Consider the following 24835-nt stretch of genomic DNA (forward strand, 5'->3'; position numbering starts at 1 on the left):
AACTTATGCCTCGTTATTCTTCTTGATGTAGAACTTTACAAGCTCTTCTAAGATTTCATCACGCTCAAGCTTACGGATTAAATTTCGTGCATCCTGGTGGCGAGGAATATATGCCGGATCACCCGAAAGTAAGTAGCCGACAATTTGATTGATTGGGTTATACCCTTTCTCTTCAAGCGCCGAATGGACATGAAGCATAACTTGCTTCACTTCTTGTTCCATGGACTCTTCCGGAAAATTAAACTTCATTGTCTTGTCAAATGAACTCATGATCAGCACCTCGCTTTCGGAGTAAAATCTGATTGTCTTGTACAAGCATATTTTCGTTACTTGTTCAGTATAACCGATTTCAACTTTTTATTAAACGGATTTGACATAATCATACACAGATTGTAACGCTCCATCAAGTTTCGACGAATCTTTCGCACCAGCCATTGCCATATCGGGACGACCGCCACCTTTGCCGTCGCACTGTTCAGCAACATGTTTAACAATATTCCCTGCGTGATACTTTCCACCAGTTAAGTCATTTGTAACACCGGCAATCAACATTACTTTGTCACCTTCAGATGCTCCAAGGACAATAACCGCTTTAGTCATTTTCGTTTTAAGATCATCTATCATTTGACGAAGTTGGTTGTTGTCTTTTGATTGAACGCGAGCAGACAATACTGTCACGCCATCAATTTGCTGTGCTTTTTCCAAAATGGAAGATGCTTGGCTATTCGCGATTTTAGCTGATAATGATTCATTTTCACGTTGAACTTGGCGAAGTTCCTGTTGCAAGCCTTGTACGCGAGCTACGACATCTTTTGTATTTGCTTTCAAAGCTGAAGCCGCTTCTTCTAAGATGCTCTCTTCTTCTTTTACAAGCTGGTATGCTGCTTTACCTGTTACCGCTTCAATTCGGCGTGTACCTGCACCAATCCCACTCTCACTAACAAGTTTGAAGAAACCGATTTGTGAAGTGTTGCTTACGTGACATCCACCACAAAGCTCCAGTGAATATTGATCAATGGAAACGACACGTACGATATCACCATATTTTTCACCGAACAATGCCATTGCACCCATTTGCTTCGCTTCATCAATTCCATGATAGCCGGTAACCACTTGAATGTCTTCCCAGATTTTCTCGTTCACTTGTTGTTCGATCGTCAGCAATTCTTCTTTCGTTACTTGGCCGAAATGAGAGAAGTCAAATCTTAAACGATCTGGACCAACATAAGAACCAGCTTGGTTTACATGTGTACCCAGCACGTCTTTTAACGCTTGGTGTAGTAAATGTGTTGCTGTATGGTTTTTCACTGTTGATTTGCGCAACGTTTGGTCTACGGATGCAGTTACGTCAGCATCAACTGAAAGTTCTCCTGATTCAATCACCACGGTATGAAGGTTTTGTCCGTTCGGTGCTTTTTGAACATCTTTTACAAACCCTTTGAACAAATCATTCTCGATTGTTCCGTGATCGGCAATTTGTCCACCACTTTCTGCGTAGAACGGCGTTTGATCAAGAATGACTTTTACTTCGTCGCCTTCTTGCGCAAGGTTGACACGCTCTCCATCTTTTACGATGACTAGGACTTTTGAAGAAACGACCGTCGTATCGTAGCCAATGAATTGACTTTCTTCTTTAATATTCCCTAAAACTTCCGACTGCACCTGCATGGAATCAACATCTTTACGAGCTGAACGAGCACGTGTACGCTGAGCTTCAAGTGATGCTTTAAAGCCTTCATGGTCAACTGTCATGCCAACTTCTTCAGCATATTCTTCCGTTAACTCAACAGGGAAACCGTATGTGTCGTAAAGACGGAATGCGTCACTGCCTGGAATGATTGAAAGACCAGCAGCTTGCTGAGTTGAAATGACATTAGACAAAATGCCAAGACCGTCTTGTAATGTCTCATGGAAACGTTCTTCTTCATTTTTAATAACACGCATGATGAACTCTTGTTTTGCATCGACTTCCGGATAGAAATCCTTCATGATCTCGCCGATAATCGGTACTAAGTTGAACATGAATGGACGGTTAATTCCTAAGTTTTTACCAAAACGCACTGCACGGCGCAACAATCTACGTAATACATAGCCGCGACCTTCATTTGAAGGAAGTGCTCCGTCACCAATTGCAAAAGCAACTGTACGTGTATGGTCAGCAATTACTTTAAACGCTAAATCATCTGCTCCGCCATTGCCGTAGGTTTTACCGGATACTTCTTCGGTTTTGCGAATGATTGGCATGAATAAATCTGTATCAAAGTTCGTAGGAACATTTTGTACGACACAAGCCATACGTTCAAGACCCATTCCTGTATCAATGTTTTGTTTTGGAAGCGGCGTGTAGGTATGATCTGGATTATGGTTGAATTCTGAGAACACCAAGTTCCAAATTTCTAAGTAACGATCATTTTCCCCACCTGGATACATTTCTGGATCCGTCATGTCGTTGCCATAACTCTCGCCACGGTCGTAGAAAATTTCCGAGTTTGGACCACTTGGACCTTCCCCGATGTCCCAGAAGTTCCCTTCTAAGCGAATGATACGAGCTTCTGGAATACCGATTTGGTCTCTCCAGATTGCGTATGCTTCTTCATCTTCTGGGTGAACAGTGATGGATAGCAATTCAGGGTCAAATCCGATCCATTTTTTATCGGTCAAAAATTCCCATGCCCAATGAATTGCTTCTTTTTTGAAGTATTCACCGATTGAGAAGTTCCCTAACATTTCAAAGAACGTATGATGACGTGCTGTTTTACCGACATTCTCAATGTCATTTGTACGAATTGATTTTTGTGCATTCGTAATGCGTGGATTGTCAGGAATTACGCGTCCATCAAAATATTTTTTCAACGTAGCTACACCACTGTTGATCCAAAGTAGTGAGTTATCGTTAATTGGTACTAGTGGTGCACTTGGTTCTAAAGCATGACCTTTTTCAATAAAAAAGTCTAAATACATACGACGGATTTCTGCTGCAGTTTTCATTAAGTATTCCTCCTTAAATTATAAAGCTTAAAGCGCATGTTCAGCTCGACACCTTGAAAGATTGACAGACTGATTTAATCCGATTCTGATGCCGAATCATCTGATTCCGAAGAAGAAGATGTGAAGCTTAAGAGCGGTATGGCCTGTAAAACTAGACACTGACCTTTGGAGTCGTGGGTCGAGAAGCCTGCTGGCGCTTGCGGGAAGAGCTGGTCCTGGAAGTCTAGACAATAGAAAAAGCCCTCATCCCTAAAAAAGGGACGAAGGCTTCAATTCGCGGTACCACCCTAGTTACAGCAAACGAATTTGCTGTCTCTCGATTATGCCTTAACGCGGCTTACGGCAGTGATTAGCTGCACTCAGGAGTAGCTTTCCATAACATCCACTTGAAGGTTCTTTCAGCCAAGGAACCTCTTTCTTTTACAAGCTTCACATATGTACTTTCTCCATCAACGTTTTCATTCATTTGTTTGAATTATAAAAAACAATTACGGATGTGTCAAATGACTTTTGAAAAGTACATGGAAAATACTGAGGTTAATCCTGTACCATGGACAATATTTAAATTATCTCTTTAAGAATTAGCGGCAAAGGTCGTTCCGCCATCGAAGAAAACCTCAGACTGTAATCTTCAAAAGCAAGATTGGTTGTTACTGGATTCGGGAAGATTACACACTTCAAGCCGGCTGCTCGAGCCGCCTTCAATCCATTCAAGGAATCTTCAAATGCTACCGCTTCTTCTGGTTTCACACCTAATGCTTTGATGGCTTGCAGGTAAAGTTCTGGATCTGGTTTAACGGAGGTTACATCATCACTTGTTTTAATCACTTCAAAATAAGGAAGAATGTCAAGTTGCTTCAAGTACTTTTCTACCCAACTTCTTTTCGAACTCGAAGCCAATCCGATTTTAAGGCCCGCTTCTTTGGACGCAATTAAATAATCTTCTACTCCCTCTCTTAAAGAAGGTTGACCAATTTTTTCGTGAAATAGACTAGATGCTAATTCTCGGACTTCAGTAATCGTTGCCGATTCTTTTAAATTGTCCAACATATATTGATTCAGTACTGTATCATCCGTGCCAATGACCAACGCAAACTGATCAATGCTCAAGTCAACCTCAAACTGACTAAGAGCTTCTTTAAATGCTTCATACCAAATAGTCTCCGTATCAATAATCAGCCCATCAAAATCAAAAACAACTGCTTTTATCATCGTACACCCCTATCCCTCCCTATTCCACAAGGAGTTATGTATGAATTGAAAAACATGTAAAAATACATTCAATGTAATTTACGTGTGCAGATTCCTTCAAAAGTATTAATAATTTTATTGATGAAGAGACAATGGCAGGGACCGCCACGAAGACTCCTGTGGGAATAGCTTGTGCTGAAGACCCCCACTGGAGGCTGAAGCCAAGCCCACGGAAAGCGAAGTGGCGGTACCTGCCTGATTTCCATATAACTTCTACATTTATAGTTAACTTAAATTCGTCATTCAGCTTTATCTAAAAAGTCATAAGGAGTGGTGCCATTCATGCCGACTAAAGGATGAATCGTCAAATGGTTTGAAGCTGTTAAAGAAATTTCCTTTTCGTTCTCATCAGCAACTTCATTCACAACTTCACTGCCTTCATCCTCCACAATCGGTTCAGTCACAGGCACTGCTTCTTCACTTAAGCGTTCTTTCAGTGATGTCAGACGCGCAAGATCATCATTGCGCTCGATACCAAATTTAAAAACTTCGGCGTCCCCACAAAGAATGAGAAAGTTTTTAGCGCGAGTGATTCCTGTGTATAGTAAATTCCGTCGTAGCATTTTCATATAACTGCGGACGACCGGCATGATGACGATTGGAAACTCACTGCCCTGCGATTTATGAATAGAACAGCAATAAGCGAGCGTCAACTGTCCTAAATCATTCCGTTGATAAGTTACCTCTATCCCTTCGAATGACACAACCAACATGTCCTGTTTCTCGACATTTTCGCTGGCTTTCGAAATACTGATCACTTCGCCCATATCCCCGTTATACACTTGGCTTTCCGGCTGATTGACAAGTTGCAGAACTTTATCTCCAATTCGATACGTCGTTTCACCGAAAACGATTTCCTTACGCTTTTTCGTATCATTTGGATTGACCATTTGTTGAATCATTTTATTGAGGGCATCAATTCCTGCAGGACCTTTATACATGGGCGCAAGAACTTGCAATTCTTTTATTGTATGGCCTTTAGCCAAAGCGCTCTTGATTACTTGTTCAACCACTTTAGGGATTTGTTCAGGACCTGCTTTTATGAACGACCGATCACTCGTTTTATCAATTAGGTTCGTCGGCAATTGCCCTTTTTTCATTTGATGTGCAAGCTCGATAATGGATGAACCGGCAGATTGTCTATAAATGTCCGTCAGTTCCACCGTTGGAATGCGTTTTGAAGCAAGTAAATCTTTCAATACTTGACCAGGTCCTACAGGAGGCAATTGATCCTGATCACCCACGAATATAACCTGTGCTCCTTCAGGAATTGCTTTTAGCAATTGATGGGCAAGCCAAGTATCTACCATCGACATTTCATCGATAATGATTAGATTTCCTTTAATATCACGTTCTGTTTCTTCTTCTTTTTCCTGACCAGTAAATCCGAGCAAACGATGGATGGTCATGGACGGAAGACCCGTGGATTCATTCAAACGTTTTGCAGCACGACCAGTCGGCGCAGCTAAAATAATCGGAAAGGGTTCCTGTTTTTTCGCGTACTCTTTTGGATCGAGCGTCAATCCGTGCAATTCAGCGTAAACTTCGACAAGTCCCCTGACGACGGTCGTCTTCCCTGTACCAGGTCCACCTGTCAGCAACATGACGGATGCGTTCATCCCAAGTTCAATGGCCGCTATTTGCGTCTCTGCATAGGAAACCCCAAGCCTCTCTTCCGCTTCGCCTAAAGCTTTGCGGATTTCAGACGTTGGAAAACCTGTTCTTTCCTGTTGTTCCTGAATCAACGTTTCCAGTTTGGAGGCGATCCCTACTTCAGAAAAATAGAGAGATGGCAAATAAAAACGAGACATTTCGCCAGCCAGTTTTCCTTCCTCGACCAGTTCCATACATGCTGTCGAAATTGCATCGTATGGAACTTCTTCAAATTGGCTAGACTCCAGCAATTGCTTGACGCTCGGCAAAATATGCTCTGCATGCAAGTAAACATGCCCTTCACTTAGAGAAGCCGCATTCAGCAAGTGGAAAACAGCCGCTTTAATTCTGTCGGGATGTTTACCGGTCATGCCCAGTTTGGAACCTAGCTCATCCGCACGATGAAAACCAATACCTTCCACATCCTCAATCAGACGAAACGGGTTTTTCATTAACACTTCAATCGTCTCTTCACGATACGTCTGGTAAATACGCATCGCTAGTTGAGGACCAAAACCCCATTCATTTAATTGAATCATGACTCGTTCCAAACCAAGGTTTTGCTCAAGCGTCATCCGGATCGTTTCTTTTTTCTCTTTCGCAAGACGCGGTACGGCATCAAGCGCTTCCGGGTCATCCAAAATGAGACGGATTGCGTCTTTTCCTAGCTTTTTAACAATGGTTTCGGCCGTTTTTCGGCCAATTCCATGAAATAAGTCACTCGACAAATAATGAATGATGCCTTGTTCGGTCTCCGGAACGTCTTTTGCGAACGTTTCCACTTGGAACTGTGTTCCGTATTTTGGATGCTGTTTGATTTGACCTGTAAAACGATACGTTTCTTCATTCATCAATGGAGGGAAATAGCCGGTTACAATGATTTCTTTATCTTCATATGTAGAGTTTGTTTCGTTGACTTTTAGTTTGACGATGGAGAATAAATTAGTGGAATTATGAAAAATGGTGACGACAGGTTTGCCTGTAATATACATCGGTTCTTGTTGAAATAAATCGATTTGATTTGGCAAAGCTGTCGCCTCCTAAAATGGTTAATTTCTTAATGCAATCATGTCATACACATAACGTGCCTGATCAAAATTCGGTTGTAGCGTATACGCCTGTTTTAAATGATACAACGCATCATCCGTACGTTCAGTGGAAACAGCGTATAATACGCCCAAATTATAGTGAGCATCTGCATTGTTTAAGTCTTCATGAATGACATACATAAATTCCGGTTCAGCTTCCTTGAACATTTCAAGAGCTGCTAACCCAATGCCGTAAGACAGACGAATTTGAACGTCTGTTGGCTCAAGTTCCGCTGCACGTTGTAAATAAGGCAATGCAAGTTTAGGATTTCCTAAACGTTCGAAACATTTTCCAAGCATAAAGTAAGCGTCGGCACCTTGAATACCAAACTGGATTGATTTCTCATAAAGCTTCGCCGCTTCTTCATAACGTTCCTGCTCGTAATATAAATTAGCTAATCCATAGAAGGCAGTCGCCGCTTCACCATCCAAAGTAATGGCTTTTTGGAAGAAGCGTTCAGCACGTTCTGTTTCATTCATGCGTGCCAATAAGTTTCCAAAGTTAATATAGCCAAGTGGATTATTCGGTTCCTCTTCAATTGCATTATTGAAATGCACCACTGCTTGTTCGTAATCTTTATTTTGAATGGCTGCAATGCCAAGTTCTAGTTCTTTCATCTTCTCACTCCTTGTTCATTAACCTACGTATGTCAATTTTTTGCCGTTCTTAATGACTTCATCAATTGTTCCGCCACCAAGACACAAATCCCCGTCATATAAAACAACAGCTTGACCAGGTGTAATCGCACGGACAGGCTCAGCGAAAGTAATAATTGCCCCGTTGTTTTCCGTTAATTCCACATCAACTTTTACGTCTTCCTGACGGTATCTGAATTTCGCAGTACATGAGAATATTTTGTCTTTTTGTGCATTCGTTGTAAAGCTCATATTAACGGCTGTTAATTGATCAGAAAATAGCGCTTCGTGATGGATGTTCTGACCCACCAGCAATTCGTTATTCTCAAGGTTTTTCCCAAGAACAAACCAAGGGTCTCCAGCTCCACCAATGCCCAATCCTTGACGTTGACCGATTGTGTAATACATTAGACCCTCATGACGTCCCATGACTTTCCCGTCCATTGTCACCATATTACCAGGCTGTGCCGGTAAGTATTGGCTCAAAAATTCCTTGAAGTTCCGTTCGCCGATAAAACAAATGCCTGTTGAATCTTTTTTCGTTGCAGTTGCTAATCCAGCTTCAGCAGCGATTTCACGCACTAATTTCTTTTCGAGATGACCGATTGGGAACATCACTTTCGATAATTGCTCCTGATTCAATTGATTCAAGAAATACGTTTGATCTTTATTGTTATCAAGTCCGCGAAGAAGTTGAGTTTCCCCATCCACTTCTTTGACTTGTGCGTAATGTCCGGTTGCCAAATAATCAGCACCTAAACTAATCGCATGCTCGAGGAATGCTTTGAATTTAATTTCTTTATTGCACATTACATCAGGATTTGGGGTTCTGCCTGCTTTGTATTCTTCCAAGAAGTAAGTGAACACTTTATCCCAGTATTGTTTTTCAAAATTCACTGCGTAGTACGGAATACCGATTTGATTGCAGACTTTGATTACATCATCATAATCTTCAGTCGCTGTACACACACCATTTTCGTCGGTGTCATCCCAGTTTTTCATAAAAATCCCGATGACGTCGTACCCTTGTTCTTTTAATAAATATGCTGCAACGGACGAATCAACGCCGCCCGACATGCCGACAACGACACGTGTTTCTGCAGGACTTTTTAGTTGTTGCATTTCTTTCACCTTTTTCTACATTTATTTCACAAGTCTATTTAATACGGTAGCTGTTTTCGTAGCAGCTTCCATAATATCGTCTTCTGTTACACCATAGCCAAAACTAAAGCGGATTGAATTACGAAGTTCATCCGCATTTTCGCCGAACATTGCAACAAGAACATGGGATGGGTCAATGGAACCTGCTGTACAAGCGGAGCCGCTCGATACAGAAAGTCCAGCCATGTCCAAATTGACCAACAGTGCTTCAACATCCGTTCCTTTGAAGCTGACGTTTAAAATATGCGGAAGAGTCGATTGTACATTGCCGTTAACTTGGAATGCAATCCCTTTGTCTTTCCATGTGGAGATCATGATTTCTTTGAAATTTTGGTACAATTTTTGTTTTTCATCCATGGTCTCTTGTGCAATCGATACTGCCTCAGCAAATGCCAGTACACTTGGAACGTTTTCCGTACCTGCTCGGCGTTTACGTTCCTGTTGTCCACCAAAAAGCTGTGGTGACAATTTTGTTGCTTTTCGCTGATAAAGGAATCCGATTCCTTTAGGCCCGTTGATTTTATGAGATGAAACAGACAATAAATCCACATGAAGGTCTTCAACTGAAATTGGCATCAATCCGTATGCTTGTACAGCATCTGTATGGAATGTTGCCTGGTGGTCTTTCAAAAAGAGACCGATTTCTTGAATCGGTTGTATGGCACCAACTTCGTTATTACCGAGCATGATCGTCACTAAAATGGTGTCGTCACGTAATGCTTGTTTAAAGTCTTCGATTGACACTTGTCCTTGTTCATTGACAGGCAAATAAGTCACATCAAAACCTTCTTTTTCAAGCTTTTCACACGCATGCAAAACGGCATGATGCTCAATTTGAGACGTGATAATATGTGACCCCAGATTTTTGCGCGCATAAGCCGTACCGAAAATCGCCAAATTATCTGCTTCCGTCCCGCCACTCGTCAAAATGATATCCTGATCTTTTGCCCCAATACTTTTTGCTAATATTAAACGGGCATTGTCCAACTCTTTTCGGGCTTCCCGACCAGTTGCATGGATGCTCGAAGGATTACCGTAAGCTTTCTCCATCGTTTCGACCAATTTATTTATCACTTGTGGATGCACAGGAGAAGTAGCTGCGTGGTCTAAGTAAATTCTATTCATGTCGAACTCCTTTATAAAGGTTATTCAAAGAACCTTTTGTGTTGAGGTTTTTGAACACGTACTTAAATGTAGTACATATAGCCATCATCAGATGACGTGTCACTATATTTAGCTAAATCTTCAATCGTAGTTGTATCTAAAACCGTTTTAACGGCATCACGAATTCGTAGCCATAATTCCCTTTGCGGAGGTGCTTCGTTTTCAATGCCTTCTACGGGTTGAATCGGTCCTTCTAGTACACGAATCACATCTCCTGCTGAAATTAAATGCGGAGGTTTTGAAAGCATGTAGCCACCGTGTGCTCCACGGACACTTTTAACAAGACCCGAATTACGGAGTGGAGAAACCAATTGTTCTAAGTAGGCTTCTGATAAATCATTGTCTGCTGCTATTTGACGGAGAGGTACTGGCCCTTCTCCAAATTGTTTCGCTAACTCTATCATAATCGTTAAGCCGTAACGACCTTTTGTCGAAATTCTCACGTTTTTCACCCCGTATAATCCTTAAAATTCATCTACATAGTATATCACATTTCCGACCAATCGCCTGTGAAATGACTTTTTATCCAGCAACACGTATACTAGAGAACAAATGTACGAATTTAGGAGGTACTCATGATGCAAAACGAACCCCTTGCTTATCGAATGAGACCGCAAAAATTGGATGAAATCGCAGGTCAGCAAGACATCATCGGAAAACATACACCTTTATATAAAATGATTACGAATGGCCATGTTCCCTCCATGTTGTTATACGGAGAACCGGGAATTGGGAAAACTTCTTTAGCTTATGCCATTGCTGGAACGTGCAACCTTCCATTTATTGCACTCAATGCAACACGCTCAGGCAAGAAAGATATCGAAGATGTGGTGGCAGAATCACGTGTTACCGGAAAAGTGCTGCTATTTTTAGATGAGATCCATCGATTCAATAAATTGCAGCAGGACGCACTTCTCCCCCATGTTGAAAGCGGTGCTATCGTATTAATTGGGGCAACAACGGAAAACCCATTTCATGATGTCAATCCCGCTATCCGTTCACGTTGCGGTGAAATTAAACAATTGAAACGTTTGACTGCTGAGGATTTAATGGTGCTGATTCAACGCGCCTTGCAGGATGACAAGCGAGGCCTCGGTCGACAGAAGATTGAGATGTCTGAACAACAGCAACTAAAAATTGCGGAAGCTGCTAACGGAGATGCACGAAAAGCACTCACAATTCTAGAGTCGGTCGTTTCAGCTTCCGATGAAGAAGATGGCGTCACTATTGTGGAAGATGCGATGGTGCAAAACCTCGTCGATCGCATCGGTGTTTTCGGGGATAAAAAAGGTTCGCACTTTTATAATTTATTGTCGGCATTGCAAAAATCAGTACGCGGCAGTGATGTCAATGCAGCCATGTATTATTTGGCGCACTTACTTGAAAATGGCGATTTGGTTGCCGTCTCAAGACGCCTCCTCGTCATGGCGTACGAAGATATCGGTGTTGCGAATCCTTCAGTTGGCGCACATGTCCTTGCAAGCATTCAAGCTGCCGAGCGATTGGGCTTACCTGAAGCACGCATTCCTTTAGCTAACGCTGTTGTGGAAATGTGTCTATCGGAGAAATCCAATTCAGCCTATAAAGCGATCGATGCCGCCATTGCTTCGATACATGCAGGAAAAGTTGGCGATATCCCAAGCCATTTGAGAGATACCCATTATGCTGGAGCGGCCGCACTTGGACACGAAGGCTATTTATATCCGCATAATACTCCAATTGGATCATTTGGTGGTTGGGTCAATCAAACATATTTGCCGGACAATTTAATCGGTACGAAGTTTTATGAACCAGTACTTGCGGGAGAAGAAAAGAAACTCGCGGGAATTTATCAGAAGCTGGAATCATTTAAAGGAAAGAAGACCTGAATCGCCGGTGAGCGATTTCAGGTCTTTTTTTTGAGGTGAGAAAGATTGAGGAATTAGGAGAAAATTGGTTAGTTGCCCCTATTCGTTCGAAAGTTGCCCCAATCCGCACAAAAGTTGCCCCTATCGAACAAATAGTTGCCCCTATCACCTAATTCATCACAAGAAAAAAGACAACCCCAGTTAAAATTGAGGGGTTGCCTTCACTCATCCATTATGAACGTACACGTTTTACCGGTATTTCTTTCGTAATATCATTAATGACCCAGCTTGCTGCCACTAATCCGGCTACTGACGGCACAAATGCATTCGATGATGGTGGCATTTTTGCTTTGCGAATCTTCGCATCAGGCTTACCGACCGTTTCGACGACATCTTCCCTCACCACAATAGGGCTTTCATCCGAAAAGACAACCGGAATGCCTTTATAAATTCCTTCTTTGCGCAGTTTCGTTCGAATTACTTTTGCCAAAGGATCTGTATGCGTTTTCGAAATGTCCGCAATTTTAAAACGTGTCGGATCTGTTTTGTTTGCTGCACCCATACTGGAAATAACTTTAACGCCGCGAGCTAAACATTCTTTCATCAAATGAATTTTGTAGATGATGGTGTCTGATGCATCAATGACGTAATCCAAGTTGTGGCTGAAAAATTCTTCATACGTTTCTTCTGTGTAGAACATGTGTAAATCATGAACTTCACAAGCAGGATTAATATCCAGAATTCGTTCTTTCATCACTTCGGACTTCGAGCGTCCAACAGTTGAAGTATAAGCGACTAATTGACGATTGATATTGGTAATATCCACATTATCTTTATCGACCAAAATAATCTTGCCGATACCGCTTCTTGCGCAGGCTTCAGCTGCAAACGAACCTACGCCTCCAACACCTAAAATGGCAACGGTAGTGTTCTTTAAAAGTTCAACGCCTTCTGTGCCGATTGCTAATTCGTTTCGTGAAAATTGGTGTAACATTTGATGTCCTCGCAATCTATATCGTTTTAGTAGGAATTAGACTCATTAAAAACCCTCTAGCCTAAAACAAGCTAGAGGGGTTATACGTAATGTATGACGAATCCCAATCGTGCCGTCATTATGAAGCGTATCGTTTTGAACCCGCACACAGCAGGTGGGTATCCACTTTATAACTTATAACGTCCCCTGGGGGCATGTTAGCCATTATAAAAGGAGGATTCCCGACGATATTATTGTTCGGTCAAAAGCGATTGGCAATTAACGAACACATCAGGATTCGTGTTACAAGTATCCTATCATATCTATTTTAGAATTTCAAGCCTCTTACTCTTCTGTTTTTAGATTTTTCTGAATACTGATTGCCAAGGATAAATCTTTTAATTGTTCTTCCGAAACAGGACTTGGAGCCTTCGTCAAAATGTCGCTGGCACTAGCTGTTTTCGGGAAAGCGATGGTGTCACGTAAGTTTGTGCGGCCAGCCAATAACATGACTAATCGGTCCAATCCTAGCGCAATCCCGCCGTGTGGTGGTGTCCCATATTCAAACGCTTCAAGTAAGAATCCGAACTGAGCAGTCGCTTCTTCCTGAGAGAAACCGAGAATACTGAACATTTTCTCTTGCACGTCACGTGCATAAATTCGCAGTGATCCACCACCAAGCTCATAACCATTTAACACTAAGTCATATGCCTGAGCACGAACGTTTGCAGGATCTGTATCCATTAATTCAATGTCTTCAACGAAAGGCATTGTAAATGGATGGTGAGCTGCATAGTAACGGCCATCTTGATCGTCATATTCAAACAAAGGCCAGTCAATAATCCATAAGAATGCAAATTGACTTTCGTCAATCAACTGCAGTTCTTTTCCTAACTTCATGCGAAGAGCTCCTAAAGAATCTGCAACAACCGATTTTTTATCAGCTACAAACAATAGTAAATCTCCCGCTTCAGCTTCAAGGGTTTGCGCTAACTTCTCGCCTGCTTCTCCTTCAAAGAATTTCGCAATCGGACCTTTTAATCCTTCAGCATCCACTTTTAACCAAGCAAGACCTTTTGCACCGTAACGACCCGCAAATTCGCCTAACGCATCGATGTCTTTTCGTGAGTAGTTGTCAGCTGAACCTTTAACATTGATTGCCTTCACTTGTCCGCCATTTTCAACTGCACTTGCAAAAACTTTGAATGAAGAATCAGCAACCAAAGCTGACACGTCTTGCAACTCAAGACCAAAACGAACATCTGGTTTATCAGAGCCAAAACGCTCCATCGCTTCTGTATATTTCATACGTCGGAAAGGTATTTCAATCTCAATGCCTTTGACGTCTTTCATCATTTTTTTCATCATGCGTTCGTTCATTTCCAGAATCTCTTCCATTGACATGAAACTCATTTCCATGTCAATTTGAGTGAACTCAGGTTGACGGTCTGCACGCAAATCTTCATCGCGGAAACAACGAGCAATCTGGTAGTATTTTTCAAATCCTGACACCATCAACATTTGTTTAAATAATTGTGGTGATTGAGGCAATGCATAAAATTCTCCATCATGTACGCGACTTGGTACTAAATAGTCACGTGCTCCTTCTGGTGTCGATTTCGTAAGAATCGGTGTTTCGACTTCCAGGAATGCTTCTTCATCCAGAAAACGGCGAATGGACTTAGTTACTTCAGAGCGCATTTTAAATGTTTCATACATAACCGGACGACGAAGGTCAAGATAACGGTATTTCAAGCGTAAGTCTTCACTTACATCCGTTTGGTTTTCAATTGCAAATGGTGGATTTTTTGCTTCATTAATAATTGTCACGTGAGATGCCTGTACTTCGATGCGTCCCGTTTTCATGTTCGGATTTACTTGTGATTCCTGACGCGCAACGACTTCCCCGCTCAATTCAATAACAAACTCATTACGTAATTTGTCTGCGATAGCCAATGCTTCTTGTGAAATATCCGGGTTGAAAACAATTTGTACAATTCCAGAACGGTCGCGAAGGTCCAAGAAAATCAATCCGCCCAAGTCACGTCTTTTTTGTACCCATCCTTTTAATACCACTTGTTGCCCAATTGCTTGTTCTGCTACTTCTCCACATGGATGTGTACGTTTTGTCATGCTAATTCCTCCATTGCTCTAGTTGCGATTTCTTTATACTGTTCAACGATCTCTTCAAATGTTAGTTCTTGCTGTGACCCATTAGCTAAATATTTTAATGATACTTTGCCCGTTTCAAGTTCATTATCACCGATAACGACTGAGAATTTAGCGTTCAAGCGATCTGCTGATTTCATTTGAGCTTTTACTTTACGGTCTAAGTAATCCATTTCAGCTGTAATATTGTTTTGACGAAGTTGCGAGACAAACGAAACGGCCTTGTCTTTAGCTGCTTCACCCATAGCTACGACGTAAACATCTAGTGAATCGATGTTTGTGAATGTCTGCCCTTCTGCTTCTAACGCAAGCAATAATCGTTCGATACTCATTGCAAAGCCGATTCCTGGTGCATCTGGTCCACCAAGATCCTCAACAAGACCATTGTATCTTCCTCCGCCAGCCAAAGTCGTGATGGCACCAAAACCTTCACCTTCACTCATGATTTCAAATGCCGTGTGATTGTAATAATCAAGACCACGCACTAAGTTTGGATCGACTTCATATTTAATCGCTAAGATTTCTAGGTAATGCTTTACCTTTTCAAAATAAGCTGCTGATTCTTCATTTAAGTAATCAGGTAACTTAGGAGCTGTCCCCATTAATGGGTTCTCACGGTCCACTTTGCAATCAAGAATACGAAGAGGATTTTTCTCCAGACGATTTTGACAGTCTGAGCAAAATTCTTCGATGTGCGGTGCAAAGTGAGCGATTAGTGCATCGCGGTGAGCTTGACGGCTTTCCGTATCACCTAAAGAGTTGATGACCAATTTAACTTTCTTCAACCCGGCTTTTTTATAAACATTCATGGCAAGCGCCATAACTTCTGCATCAATCGCAGGATCTTTACTGCCGATTGCCTCAATACCAAACTGGACAAATTGACGGTAGCGACCAGCCTGTTGACGTTCGTATCTGAACATTGGTCCCATGTAATATAATTTAACCGGTTGATTTGGCAACCCGAATAACTTGTTTTCTACAAATGAACGTACGACTGATGCTGTTCCTTCAGGACGTAAAGTTAATGAGCGGTCGCCTCTGTCGGTAAATGTGTACATTTCTTTTTGTACGATATCCGTTGTATCCCCAACACTTCGTGTGAACAGCTCGGTATGTTCAAAAATAGGTGTACGAATTTCTTTGTATTGAAACAATCTGCAAGTGTCTCGAATTAACTCTTCGACAGCTTGCCACTTTTCCGTTTCACCTGGCAGTAAATCTTTTGTTCCTCTTGGCACATTAATCGACATATTAATGGCTCCTTTCATTAACAATATAAAAAAGCTCCCGCCCCTTGCGCAAAAACGCAAGGGACGAGAGCTAATGTTAGCTTCCGCGGTTCCACCCTAATTGACACGAAAATCATGTGTCCTCTCAACTCCGGATAACGACCGGTTCCGTTTTCGCCTACTGCACCGCAGGGTATTTCGACGAAAAACCTATCAAGTGTTGTTCACTGAGTGCTTCTGTAGGAAAGATTTCAGCCACGTCTTTCCCTCTCTTAACAGCGTTTTAAACAGCTACTTTCTTGGTCATTGGCAATTTGTTTGATTCAGATTATACCTTATCTTAATGACTGTCGTTTGAGATGTCAACCTTTTTTCAGAAAGGTATAGTTTTTTCAGTCAACAGTCTTTACAATGTACAAAAGGAGGGATTTTATGAGAAAATTTCAACTTCGACAAAATGGGCAGATTCTTGTAGCACTATTTTTATTATTATCTCTTATACTACCTTCATCTATACAAGCTGAAGGTCAAAATGTCCAGTCGACTGTATCAAATTTACATATGCGTTCAGGTCCGGGACTTGCCTATCCGATTATTGCTTCTTTGAAAATGGGCGATCAAATGCTGGTGCTTGAAAAGCAAGGTGATTGGTTAAAAGTCCGTCGAGGAACATCTGAAGGCTGGGTAGCATCATGGTATACAAAACAATTGGGCGAGAAGAAAAAGCAAACGGGACAAGTTGTCATTTCCAAAGTTGACCGGCTGAATATCCGATCTCAACCTTCCATTGATGCAGCAGTTCTTACTAAGCTCTCTGCTGGCGATCAAGCAACTTTATTGTCTGAACAAGGAAAATGGGCAGAAGTTTCATTTAACCAAGTTAAAGGTTTTGTAGCAAAAGAATACATAACGGTTAAAACCAACTCATCAAAACCATCGAAACAGCAAAGCGCAAAGAATGGCAATCACTTCGAAGTTTCTGTCAATAGTTTAAATGTCCGTTCCAAACCGGATTTAACGGCAAAAAAAGTTGCCACCGTCAACAAAGGCGAACGTTTTAAGATTGTAGAAAAACAGCACAATTGGGTTAAGATTGAACTTTCATCCAAAAAACATGGCTGGGTCTATTCGTTTTATGGGACATTAACTGCCGCTGCTGCAACCTCAGAGAAACCGAAAACTGAACAACAAAGTAAGAAAGCATCTACGAAAAATATCTTTATTGTATACAACGGTACAAATTTGCGTTCCACGCCTTCCACTTCAGGAGGAGTCGTGTATAGAGCGAATGCTGGTGAATCATTTGTAACGATTGGACAATCTGGTGATTGGTATGAAGTAAATACTCCAAATGGCAAAAGAGGTTATGTGGCCAATTGGGTGGTCTCTACTGATGCAACAGAAAAAGAAACACAGCAACAACAGGCAAAGGCTAAACGCAAAAAAGGTACATTAAATGGACTCACAGTAGTTGTCGACCCGGGTCATGGTGGAAATGATCATGGAACAACAGGCGCCAGAGGAACTGACGAAAAAGGCATAACACTTCGAACTTCTGAATTATTAGCTAGTAAACTACGAGCAGCAGGTGCGAATGTCGTGATGACACGAGATTCTGATGTGTATGTTGACTTAAGAAAACGCGTGGCAATCGGGCATCAGCTTGCTGCAGATGCTTTTATCAGTGTTCATTATGATGCAACTGACAGTAGCTCAATCAATGGTTTCACTACGTATTACATGCATGGCTACCAAAAAGGGCTTGCACAAAGTGTTCATAGAGCACTTGGAAATAAAATTTCCTTGCGAGACCGCGGTGCACAACCTGGAAACTATCTCGTGTTGCGCGAAAATCGTCAACAAGCAATCTTGATAGAACTTGGATTCCTCAGCAATCCGTCCGAGGAGCGTGCAGTGACGACTGAACATTTCAGGGAACAAGCTTCACTCGGCATATACAATGGCGTGGTCAATTATTTCGACGATCAACTAAAATGACAAAAAGCTCGTCCAAGAAACATTGGACGAGCTTTTTTGTATCAATTTCTTATAGGACACTGATATTTTTAACACTTTCAGAGCATGAAAGACGCTTGATGATTTCATGGTCCACAATAATTCTTTTTACTGGTTCATTTGGATTTTCCAAAAGTTGAATCATGCTCTTAGATGCCTGATAGCCGATTTCAAAAATATTGATTTCGACTGATGTCAAAGGCGGATGAGATAGTTCGGTGAAAAGCACATTGTTGAAGCTGATAATCGACATATCTTCAGGGACTGAAATATTCATTTCCAATAATGTATTCAGAACACCAAGTGCAATTAAATCATCAGCCACTACCAAAGCTGTAGGCGGTTCTTTCAAATTGATGAGCTTCCCTATCGCCTCTTGCCCACCCTCACGTAAAAACTGACTGTGAATAATGTAATCGTCGTTGCTTTGCAGTCCAGCTTCACGCAATGCCTTTTCAAATCCAAGCAATCGTTCCACAGTTACCACGAAGTTCAAGTCTCCACCAATAAAACCAATCTGTTTATGTCCCAGACTTAACAAGTATCGCGTCGCTTCTTTTGTCGCTTTATAGTTATCGTTATCGACATATGTAATTTGGTCAACATCTTTAAACGGTTTTCCTATAACGACAAAAGGAAATTTTCTTTCTCTCAAATAATTCAGGACCTTATCTTCAATACGTGAATACAAAAGAATGACGCCGTCTACTCGGCCACCTTGAACCATTTGGACAACTCCGTCATAAATTTCTTCATCTGTATTTCCAGTATTGATTTGCAAAGCGTAATGCCGCTCATTAGCACCGTCACTTAACCCTCGTAATACCGTAGGGAAAAATGGATTTTGAAAGAATACATCTGTTGAGTTTGGTAAAACCAATCCAATGACTCTCGTAGATTGATTGGCTAAACTCCGCGCAATAAAGTTTGGATGATAACCAAGCTCATCCATTGCTGCTCTTACTTTAATTTTTGTTTTTTCACTGATTCGAGGGTTATTCGCGATGACCCTCGACACGGTTGATGGTGCCACATTTGATAGTTTGGCAACGTCTTTGATTGTGATGGCCAAAGCTCCTCATCCTCCCTTTAAGAACTTCATAACCAAAAATTCATATAAATTTATTATAACGGTTATTTGCGTATTAATTTACTCAATAGTGAAATTTCAATTGGTTATTTTTCTTTTGGAACGTCTTAATACATAAAACGCTAATAGACTTACCAAAATCACACCAGCTGCAAAGGCAATCGGATACATGCCCATTCCACTTTTCTCTGAAACTGTAAATATTTCCGCTGTCTCTGCATTAATCGTCAAGTGATATTGCCCACTTTTCTCTTTGACCTGCATGTCACTTAATAACCCTGTTAATTGTTTATCGTCAGCAATTTCTTTACTATTAATTTTCACCGTTTGCGATTTAGATGTATTGTTAATAGCGACGACAATCGTTTCATCTTGATAGGTGCGTTTATAAACAGCCATTCCACTTGCTTCATGCAACTGAACAAGTTCTCCTCTAGTAAGGGCTGTGTGTTCATTGCGCAATTCTCCAAGTTTAGAAAGATAAGTTAACAACTCTTTGTCACCGTCAAACTCCATCATTCTTCGGTTATCAGGATCTTCCCCCCCATCCATGGCAATCTCCGACCCACTGTAGACAATCGGGATACCAGGAGCAGTATAAATATAAGTAAGAGCCAATTTCCAGCGAGTAACAGGATTCTGCTTATTTTGCAAAACGTCCCGCGTGAATCTACTCATGTCATGGTTATCCATGAAATTCCCTAATAGTTCCGGTCGTTTATAAAATGCTTTATTGCGATCCAATGAAGTGAATAACCAACCGAGACTTTGATCTGGCTTGGCAAATGTAGTACGCAATTGTTCATTTTGGGGGAAATCTACGAATCCATCAATCCCTGTGTCTTCATAGGCTGCAACCACTCGAAGGTCATTGTGCCAAACTTCACCCATTAAATAGAAATCTTCTTTAACAGACTTCACTTCTTTGGAGAAATCAGTCCAGAAATCTTTTGGTACATGCTTGACCGTATCCAATCGGTATCCATCCACGTCAGTTTCTTCAATCCACCATTTCGCGGTATCCAAAAGATATTTTCGTGTTTCAGGGTTTTCCTGATTGAAATCCGGTAAATCGTACAACCAATTATTCTCGACTTCCTGTTGGTTATCCCAATTCAGAATTGGCTGCTTTTCATGAAACCAATCTTTTTTTTGTTCATCCTCAGCCCATGGATGATTTGGTCCCACATGGTTGACCACAAAATCCAGAATGACTTTCATATCTCGTTTGTGCGCTTCGTCCACTAATGTCTTAAATTCTTCCATCGTTCCGAAGTGTTCTTCGGTTTTATAAAAGTCATTGATCCAATATCCATGGTAACCTTGTGCTTCATTATCAAATACCGGTGTCAGCCAGATTGCCGTGAAACCCATGTCTTGAATGTAATCGAGCTTGTCAGTGATTCCTTTAAAATCTCCCCCATGATATTCCTTGAGGTCTGCGGTATTCACTTCAAAATCGTTTGCAGTATCTCCATTATTGAAGCGATCGACCATAATGAAATAAATGGACTCATCCTGCCACTTTCGTTCTTCTTTTTCAACAGCACTTACTGGAAATGCGCAAAAAAGAAGAAACGGAATTAAAATGAGTGTATATAATACGTTCCTCATTCCCCGCTCCCCCTTTAAGTTAAGGCTTTATAAAAATGTTTTTGGAATCTGCACCCACGTTGCTAAAATTTTAGACGACGACTAATCGCAGGAGTGCAGCAGATTCCACTTAACAATTAATAAAATGCATCGTAAAAAACTTGGCTATTACCCTTTTGTTCCGCCTGCCGTCAATCCAGATACGAAATACTTCTGGAACATTAAGAACAGAATCGCGATCGGTATTGCCACTAATACGGCTCCTGCTGCGAACTTTGTGAATTCATTACCAAACTGCTTGGCAACCAATTCGTATAGTCCGACCGCAAGTGTGAATTTCTGATCATCACGCAGTAAGATCCGTGCAAGGATGAAATCACCCAATGGCGCAATGAACGAGAACAATGCAACAACCGCAATGATGGGTTTAGCAAGAGGCATAACAATCTGGAAGAAAATGCGCATATGACCCGCACCATCCATTTTTGCCGATTCATCCAATTCTCTTGGAATGGTGTCCAAATAACCTTTCATCAAATAGGTGTTCATCGGTATTTGCCCACCAACATATACAAGAATCAATCCTAGGTGTGTGTCGATCAACCCTGTACGAATCGCTAATACGAAAATCGCAATTAGTGCTGCAAAGTTAGGAATCATTTGCAAGATTAAGAATGTCAGCAAGCCGTTCTTTCTTCCATAGAAACGGTAACGTGAAAAGGCATACGCCGTAAATGACACTGAGATAACAGTCAAAACCATTGTGATGACACTGATTTTCATCGAATTCCAATACCAAAGAAGGTAGTTGGATTTCTCTGTATCAAACAAGAAAGCGTAATGTTTAAATGTCGGATTCTCTGGGAACATTTTTGAACCCGATAAACTTTGTCCTGGATTAAAAGATGACCCAATAACCCAAAGCAATGGATACACCACGATGGCAACCATCGCTAAAATAGCTAAATAAGATAACGTGAGTCGGATGATTCTGCTTTTTTTATTACTCATGCTACATCATATCCTCCTCTTGGAAAGATTTCGTTCGTTTAAATTGCCATAACGCAACGGAAATGACAATGATTGAAAGAATCATGGTTACTGCAGCCGCTTTTCCGTATTGCGCACTGGTCATAGTCAGACGATAGATCCAAGAAATGAGGATATCCGTACCCCCGGCATTCTGACTCGGAATCGCAGGACCGCCACCATTGAATAGGAAAATAACATTAAAGTTATTAAAGTTGAACGTGTACTGCGTAATGATTATTGGTGCCGTCGCATACAACACTAACGGCAATGTAATTGAAAAGAACTTTTGCATAATGGACGCACCGTCCACATTTGCCGCTTCATACAATTCATCTGGAATTGATTGCAGAACTCCTGTTGTCATGGCAAAAATGAACGGGAACCCTAACCAAGTCTGAATCATAATTAACGCTAATCTCGTCCACAGTTCATTCGTCATCCACGGCAAACCACTTTCGAGCCCTAATAAAGGCAAGATCGATTTATTGATGACACCGAATGATTCATTGAACATTCCCGAGAAAATTAAAATCGTGATAAATGACGGAACCGCCCAAGGTAAAATCATGATGGTACGGATCATCGCTTTACCTTTTAGATCCTTTTGATTAACAAGGATTGCCAGGAAAATTCCTAATGCTACTTGGAAAGTAGTAGCTCCAAAAGTCCAAACAATTGTCCAAGCTAATACAGCAAAGAATGTTTTTCTCCAAATATCCAACTTATAGATATCGATAAAGTTCTGGAATCCAACCCAGTCAACTAGATTGCCTGGAGGTGAATGATAAAGATCATAATTTGTAAATGCCAAAAGGATAACAAATAATATTGGGAAAATGACGACAAAGATTAAGAGGAAGAATCCTGGTGAAATCATTAAGTAAGGGAATCCGTTGTTAATCAAATTATGGTATTGCTGACGAACAGAATTTACGGATTCACCTAAATCACGTTTCTTCCCGTTTTGGTATGCATCATATAAATTAAACGCATACACGCACAGGCCCATGATTGTGATGATCAATGCGATGATGCCATCGATTAGCAGGAACACCGAATTGTCGAGTCCAGGAATTTCACCTAACGTGACAATGCCCCAATAGCCTAATCCTAAAAATTCGGAAAAGACGATTGCAAAAGATGCAGCTAATATTAAAAAGACCATTCCCTTAATGAATTGCTTATTATAGAATTGACCGAATCCAGGAATGATGGAGAGCAGCGTGGCATTTCTTCGATGATGAGTAGCAGTTGTTAAACCTTCCATTCGGGCTTGTGCCTCCTTTTTCAGCATAGAAGAAAGTGTTGAGTATGTATCACAATCGGAAATTGTTGTTTTCAATACTTATAGTATGCTTTCTGTAAAACTGAAATTATTAGTATAAATAAAAGGATAGGCCATACCCTCCATGATAGAGGGTACCGCCCATGACTTTTTCCAGCATCTTGGTATCAGCGTGATACGCTACTCAAGTCTCGACCAGACCCACTGAAGCGGATCTGGCAGGTGGTTGTAACCGGTGCGAGTTTCAAGCATCGGTGTAGAACTTGAGTGACGCAATCAGCAAATATTATTTAGCTGGGTGATTTGTTTCGATATTCGTTTTAATTGACTTAACTGCTTCGTCCAAAGCTGCTTGTGGTTCAGATTTACCTGTTGCCACAGTTTGAAGTGCAGAAGCCATTGGTCCCCATACCTCGCCCATTTCTGGAATGTTTGGCATTGGAACAGCGTATTGAGATTGAACAGCTACAGCTTTAGCACCTTCATTGTCAGCAATGATTGGATCTTCAACTAATGCTACGTTAGCTGGAATTTCAGATACTGCTTCGAAACGAGCTTTCGAGTTTTCATCGTTAGACAAGTGTTCGATAAGTTTTGTTGCCCAGTAAGGATTTTTCGTGAATTTCGTTACATGCCATCCTTTAACACCCATGAATGTTTTAACAGGCTCTCCGTTTGGAAGTTTTGGCATTGGAGCAATTCCGATGTCAACGCCTGCGTCTCTCATTCCTTGGAATGCCCAAGGTCCGTTCATAACAGCAGCAACTTTACCTTCGTTAAATAATCCATCCATTGCAGCGCCGCCAGTTTCTCCGATGATACCTTTAGGGAATAATCCTTCTGTGTACCATTTTTGAATGTAAGCAGCACCTTCTACAGCGCCTTCATTGTTAAGACCGATATCATCGCGGTCAAGACCTTCAGCACCTTCGTTGAAAACATATCCACCCATACCTGCGATTGCACCATGTGCAAAGTAGAAGTTATCCCAAAGTGCTAGGAAACCATAGTTTCCACCTTTTGTGAAATCTTTAGAGAATGTATAAAGCTCATCCATTGTTTCAGGAGCTTTTTCCATTAAAGCTTTATTATAAATAAATACTGGTGTTTCTGTTGCTTTTGGAAGACCGTAAAGTTTTCCATCATACATTTGAGCAGTGATTGAAGATTCGCTGTATGTTTTTAAAACTGAATCTTCTACATTGATTTCTTGAAGAAGTCCTTCCGTTACTACTTGACCGATTTGGTCATGTGGAAGAGTTACTACGTCTGGAGCATTTCCTGTTGGTCCGTCAAGACGTAATTGATCACGGATTTTGTCAGCCATGTTCAATTCTTTGAATTCAACTTTGATTCCATGCTCTTTTTCGAATGATTCGATTGCAGCTGGTAACCAGTCTTTACTCTTATCAACATCTTCCCAGATAACAAGTTTCTCTGGTTTTGGCTCTTCAGCGACGTCTTTTCCGTCAGCTGGTTTTGGTTCTTCTGCACGATCAGGTGCACAAGCAGCTAGCATAGCTAACAAAAGAACAAGCATCATTAATAATAAATTTTTCTTCATCATGACCCTCCTAATATCTTTTTAACACTCACTTATACAACCGTTTGCACAAAACTAAAAACTCGTAAATGAAAACGCTATCATCATTTAATA

At 41.2% G+C, this 24835-nt stretch carries 18 protein-coding genes, 1 other RNA gene and 2 other annotated features; of the genes, 2 read left to right on the forward strand and 17 right to left on the reverse strand.

Going from position 1 to position 24835, the window contains the following annotated elements; all coding sequences use genetic code 11:
- Window positions 1-3: 3 nt before the first annotated feature.
- The 8 genes from M9R32_RS02775 to cymR all read right to left on the reverse strand — a co-directional run bounded on the left by M9R32_RS02775 (window position 4) and on the right by cymR (window position 10384).
- Complete coding sequence (locus M9R32_RS02775; protein ID WP_016426845.1) at window positions 4-270, reverse strand: IreB family regulatory phosphoprotein; 267 nt, start codon at window positions 268-270, stop codon at window positions 4-6.
- A 90-nt stretch (window positions 271-360) separates the two neighbouring features.
- Window positions 361-2988 (reverse strand): alanine--tRNA ligase, encoded by a 2628-nt coding sequence (alaS, locus tag M9R32_RS02780; protein ID WP_269925225.1) that lies wholly within the window; start codon window positions 2986-2988, stop codon window positions 361-363.
- Window positions 2989-3241: 253 nt separating this feature from the next.
- Window positions 3242-3450, reverse strand: a binding site (T-box leader).
- 99 nt (window positions 3451-3549) lie between these two features.
- Window positions 3550-4200, reverse strand: coding sequence for an HAD family hydrolase (locus M9R32_RS02785; RefSeq protein ID WP_269925226.1), 651 nt, complete (start codon window positions 4198-4200; stop codon window positions 3550-3552).
- A 278-nt stretch (window positions 4201-4478) separates the two neighbouring features.
- Window positions 4479-6920, reverse strand: a complete 2442-nt coding sequence (gene recD2 / locus M9R32_RS02790; protein ID WP_269925227.1) for an SF1B family DNA helicase RecD2 — start codon at window positions 6918-6920, stop codon at window positions 4479-4481.
- 21 nt (window positions 6921-6941) lie between these two features.
- Window positions 6942-7598 carry a tetratricopeptide repeat protein gene (locus M9R32_RS02795; RefSeq protein WP_269925228.1) on the reverse strand — a complete coding sequence of 219 codons (657 nt, stop codon included), beginning with the start codon at window positions 7596-7598 and terminating at the stop codon, window positions 6942-6944.
- A gap of 18 nt (window positions 7599-7616) precedes the next feature.
- A complete protein-coding gene (gene mnmA, locus M9R32_RS02800; protein WP_269925229.1) occupies window positions 7617-8738 on the reverse strand; it encodes a tRNA 2-thiouridine(34) synthase MnmA in 1122 nt (373 codons plus the stop codon).
- Between the two features lie 21 nt (window positions 8739-8759).
- The gene (locus M9R32_RS02805; RefSeq protein ID WP_269925230.1) at window positions 8760-9902 is read right to left on the reverse strand and encodes a cysteine desulfurase family protein; all 1143 of its coding nucleotides are present in this window, start codon (window positions 9900-9902) and stop codon (window positions 8760-8762) included.
- Window positions 9903-9964: 62 nt separating this feature from the next.
- Window positions 9965-10384, reverse strand: a complete 420-nt coding sequence (gene cymR, locus M9R32_RS02810) for a cysteine metabolism transcriptional regulator CymR (protein ID WP_269925231.1) — start codon at window positions 10382-10384, stop codon at window positions 9965-9967.
- Between the two features lie 135 nt (window positions 10385-10519).
- On the opposite strand from cymR, the gene M9R32_RS02815 reads away from it, so the two are divergent.
- Entirely contained in the window at window positions 10520-11809 is a 1290-nt protein-coding gene (locus M9R32_RS02815; RefSeq protein WP_269925232.1) for a replication-associated recombination protein A, read from the forward strand.
- Window positions 11810-12020: 211 nt separating this feature from the next.
- On the opposite strand, the gene M9R32_RS02820 is transcribed toward M9R32_RS02815, so the two are convergent.
- The 4 genes from M9R32_RS02820 to hisS form a co-directional block, all read right to left on the reverse strand.
- The gene (locus M9R32_RS02820) at window positions 12021-12782 is read right to left on the reverse strand and encodes a tRNA threonylcarbamoyladenosine dehydratase (RefSeq protein WP_269925233.1); all 762 of its coding nucleotides are present in this window, start codon (window positions 12780-12782) and stop codon (window positions 12021-12023) included.
- A gap of 96 nt (window positions 12783-12878) precedes the next feature.
- Window positions 12879-13062, reverse strand: a non-coding RNA gene (gene ssrS, locus M9R32_RS02825) — 6S RNA.
- A 44-nt stretch (window positions 13063-13106) separates the two neighbouring features.
- Window positions 13107-14894, reverse strand: coding sequence for an aspartate--tRNA ligase (aspS, locus tag M9R32_RS02830; protein ID WP_269925234.1), 1788 nt, complete (start codon window positions 14892-14894; stop codon window positions 13107-13109).
- Window positions 14891-16183, reverse strand: coding sequence for a histidine--tRNA ligase (hisS, locus tag M9R32_RS02835; RefSeq protein ID WP_269925235.1), 1293 nt, complete (start codon window positions 16181-16183; stop codon window positions 14891-14893). Before hisS ends, aspS begins: the two co-directional genes overlap by 4 nt.
- A gap of 56 nt (window positions 16184-16239) precedes the next feature.
- Window positions 16240-16478, reverse strand: a binding site (T-box leader).
- Window positions 16479-16594: 116 nt separating this feature from the next.
- Between hisS and M9R32_RS02840 the strand changes: the two genes are divergently transcribed.
- On the forward strand, window positions 16595-18160 hold the full coding sequence (locus tag M9R32_RS02840) for an N-acetylmuramoyl-L-alanine amidase family protein (protein ID WP_269925236.1): 1566 nt from the start codon (window positions 16595-16597) through the stop codon (window positions 18158-18160).
- Between the two features lie 49 nt (window positions 18161-18209).
- On the opposite strand, the gene M9R32_RS02845 is transcribed toward M9R32_RS02840, so the two are convergent.
- From M9R32_RS02845 to M9R32_RS02865, 5 genes are all read right to left on the reverse strand, one after another.
- Complete coding sequence (locus tag M9R32_RS02845; RefSeq protein WP_269925237.1) at window positions 18210-19250, reverse strand: LacI family DNA-binding transcriptional regulator; 1041 nt, start codon at window positions 19248-19250, stop codon at window positions 18210-18212.
- A 96-nt stretch (window positions 19251-19346) separates the two neighbouring features.
- Window positions 19347-20882, reverse strand: a complete 1536-nt coding sequence (locus M9R32_RS02850; protein ID WP_269925238.1) for an alpha-amylase family glycosyl hydrolase — start codon at window positions 20880-20882, stop codon at window positions 19347-19349.
- 147 nt (window positions 20883-21029) lie between these two features.
- Window positions 21030-21872 (reverse strand): sugar ABC transporter permease, encoded by an 843-nt coding sequence (locus M9R32_RS02855; protein WP_269925239.1) that lies wholly within the window; start codon window positions 21870-21872, stop codon window positions 21030-21032.
- 1 nt (window position 21873) lies between these two features.
- Complete coding sequence (locus M9R32_RS02860) at window positions 21874-23160, reverse strand: carbohydrate ABC transporter permease (protein WP_269925240.1); 1287 nt, start codon at window positions 23158-23160, stop codon at window positions 21874-21876.
- 304 nt (window positions 23161-23464) lie between these two features.
- Complete coding sequence (locus tag M9R32_RS02865; RefSeq protein ID WP_269925241.1) at window positions 23465-24742, reverse strand: extracellular solute-binding protein; 1278 nt, start codon at window positions 24740-24742, stop codon at window positions 23465-23467.
- Window positions 24743-24835: the final 93 nt, after the last annotated feature.

Source organism: Paenisporosarcina quisquiliarum, from assembly GCF_027563315.1.
GTDB classification, from domain to species: Bacteria; Bacillota; Bacilli; order Bacillales_A; family Planococcaceae; genus Paenisporosarcina; species Paenisporosarcina quisquiliarum.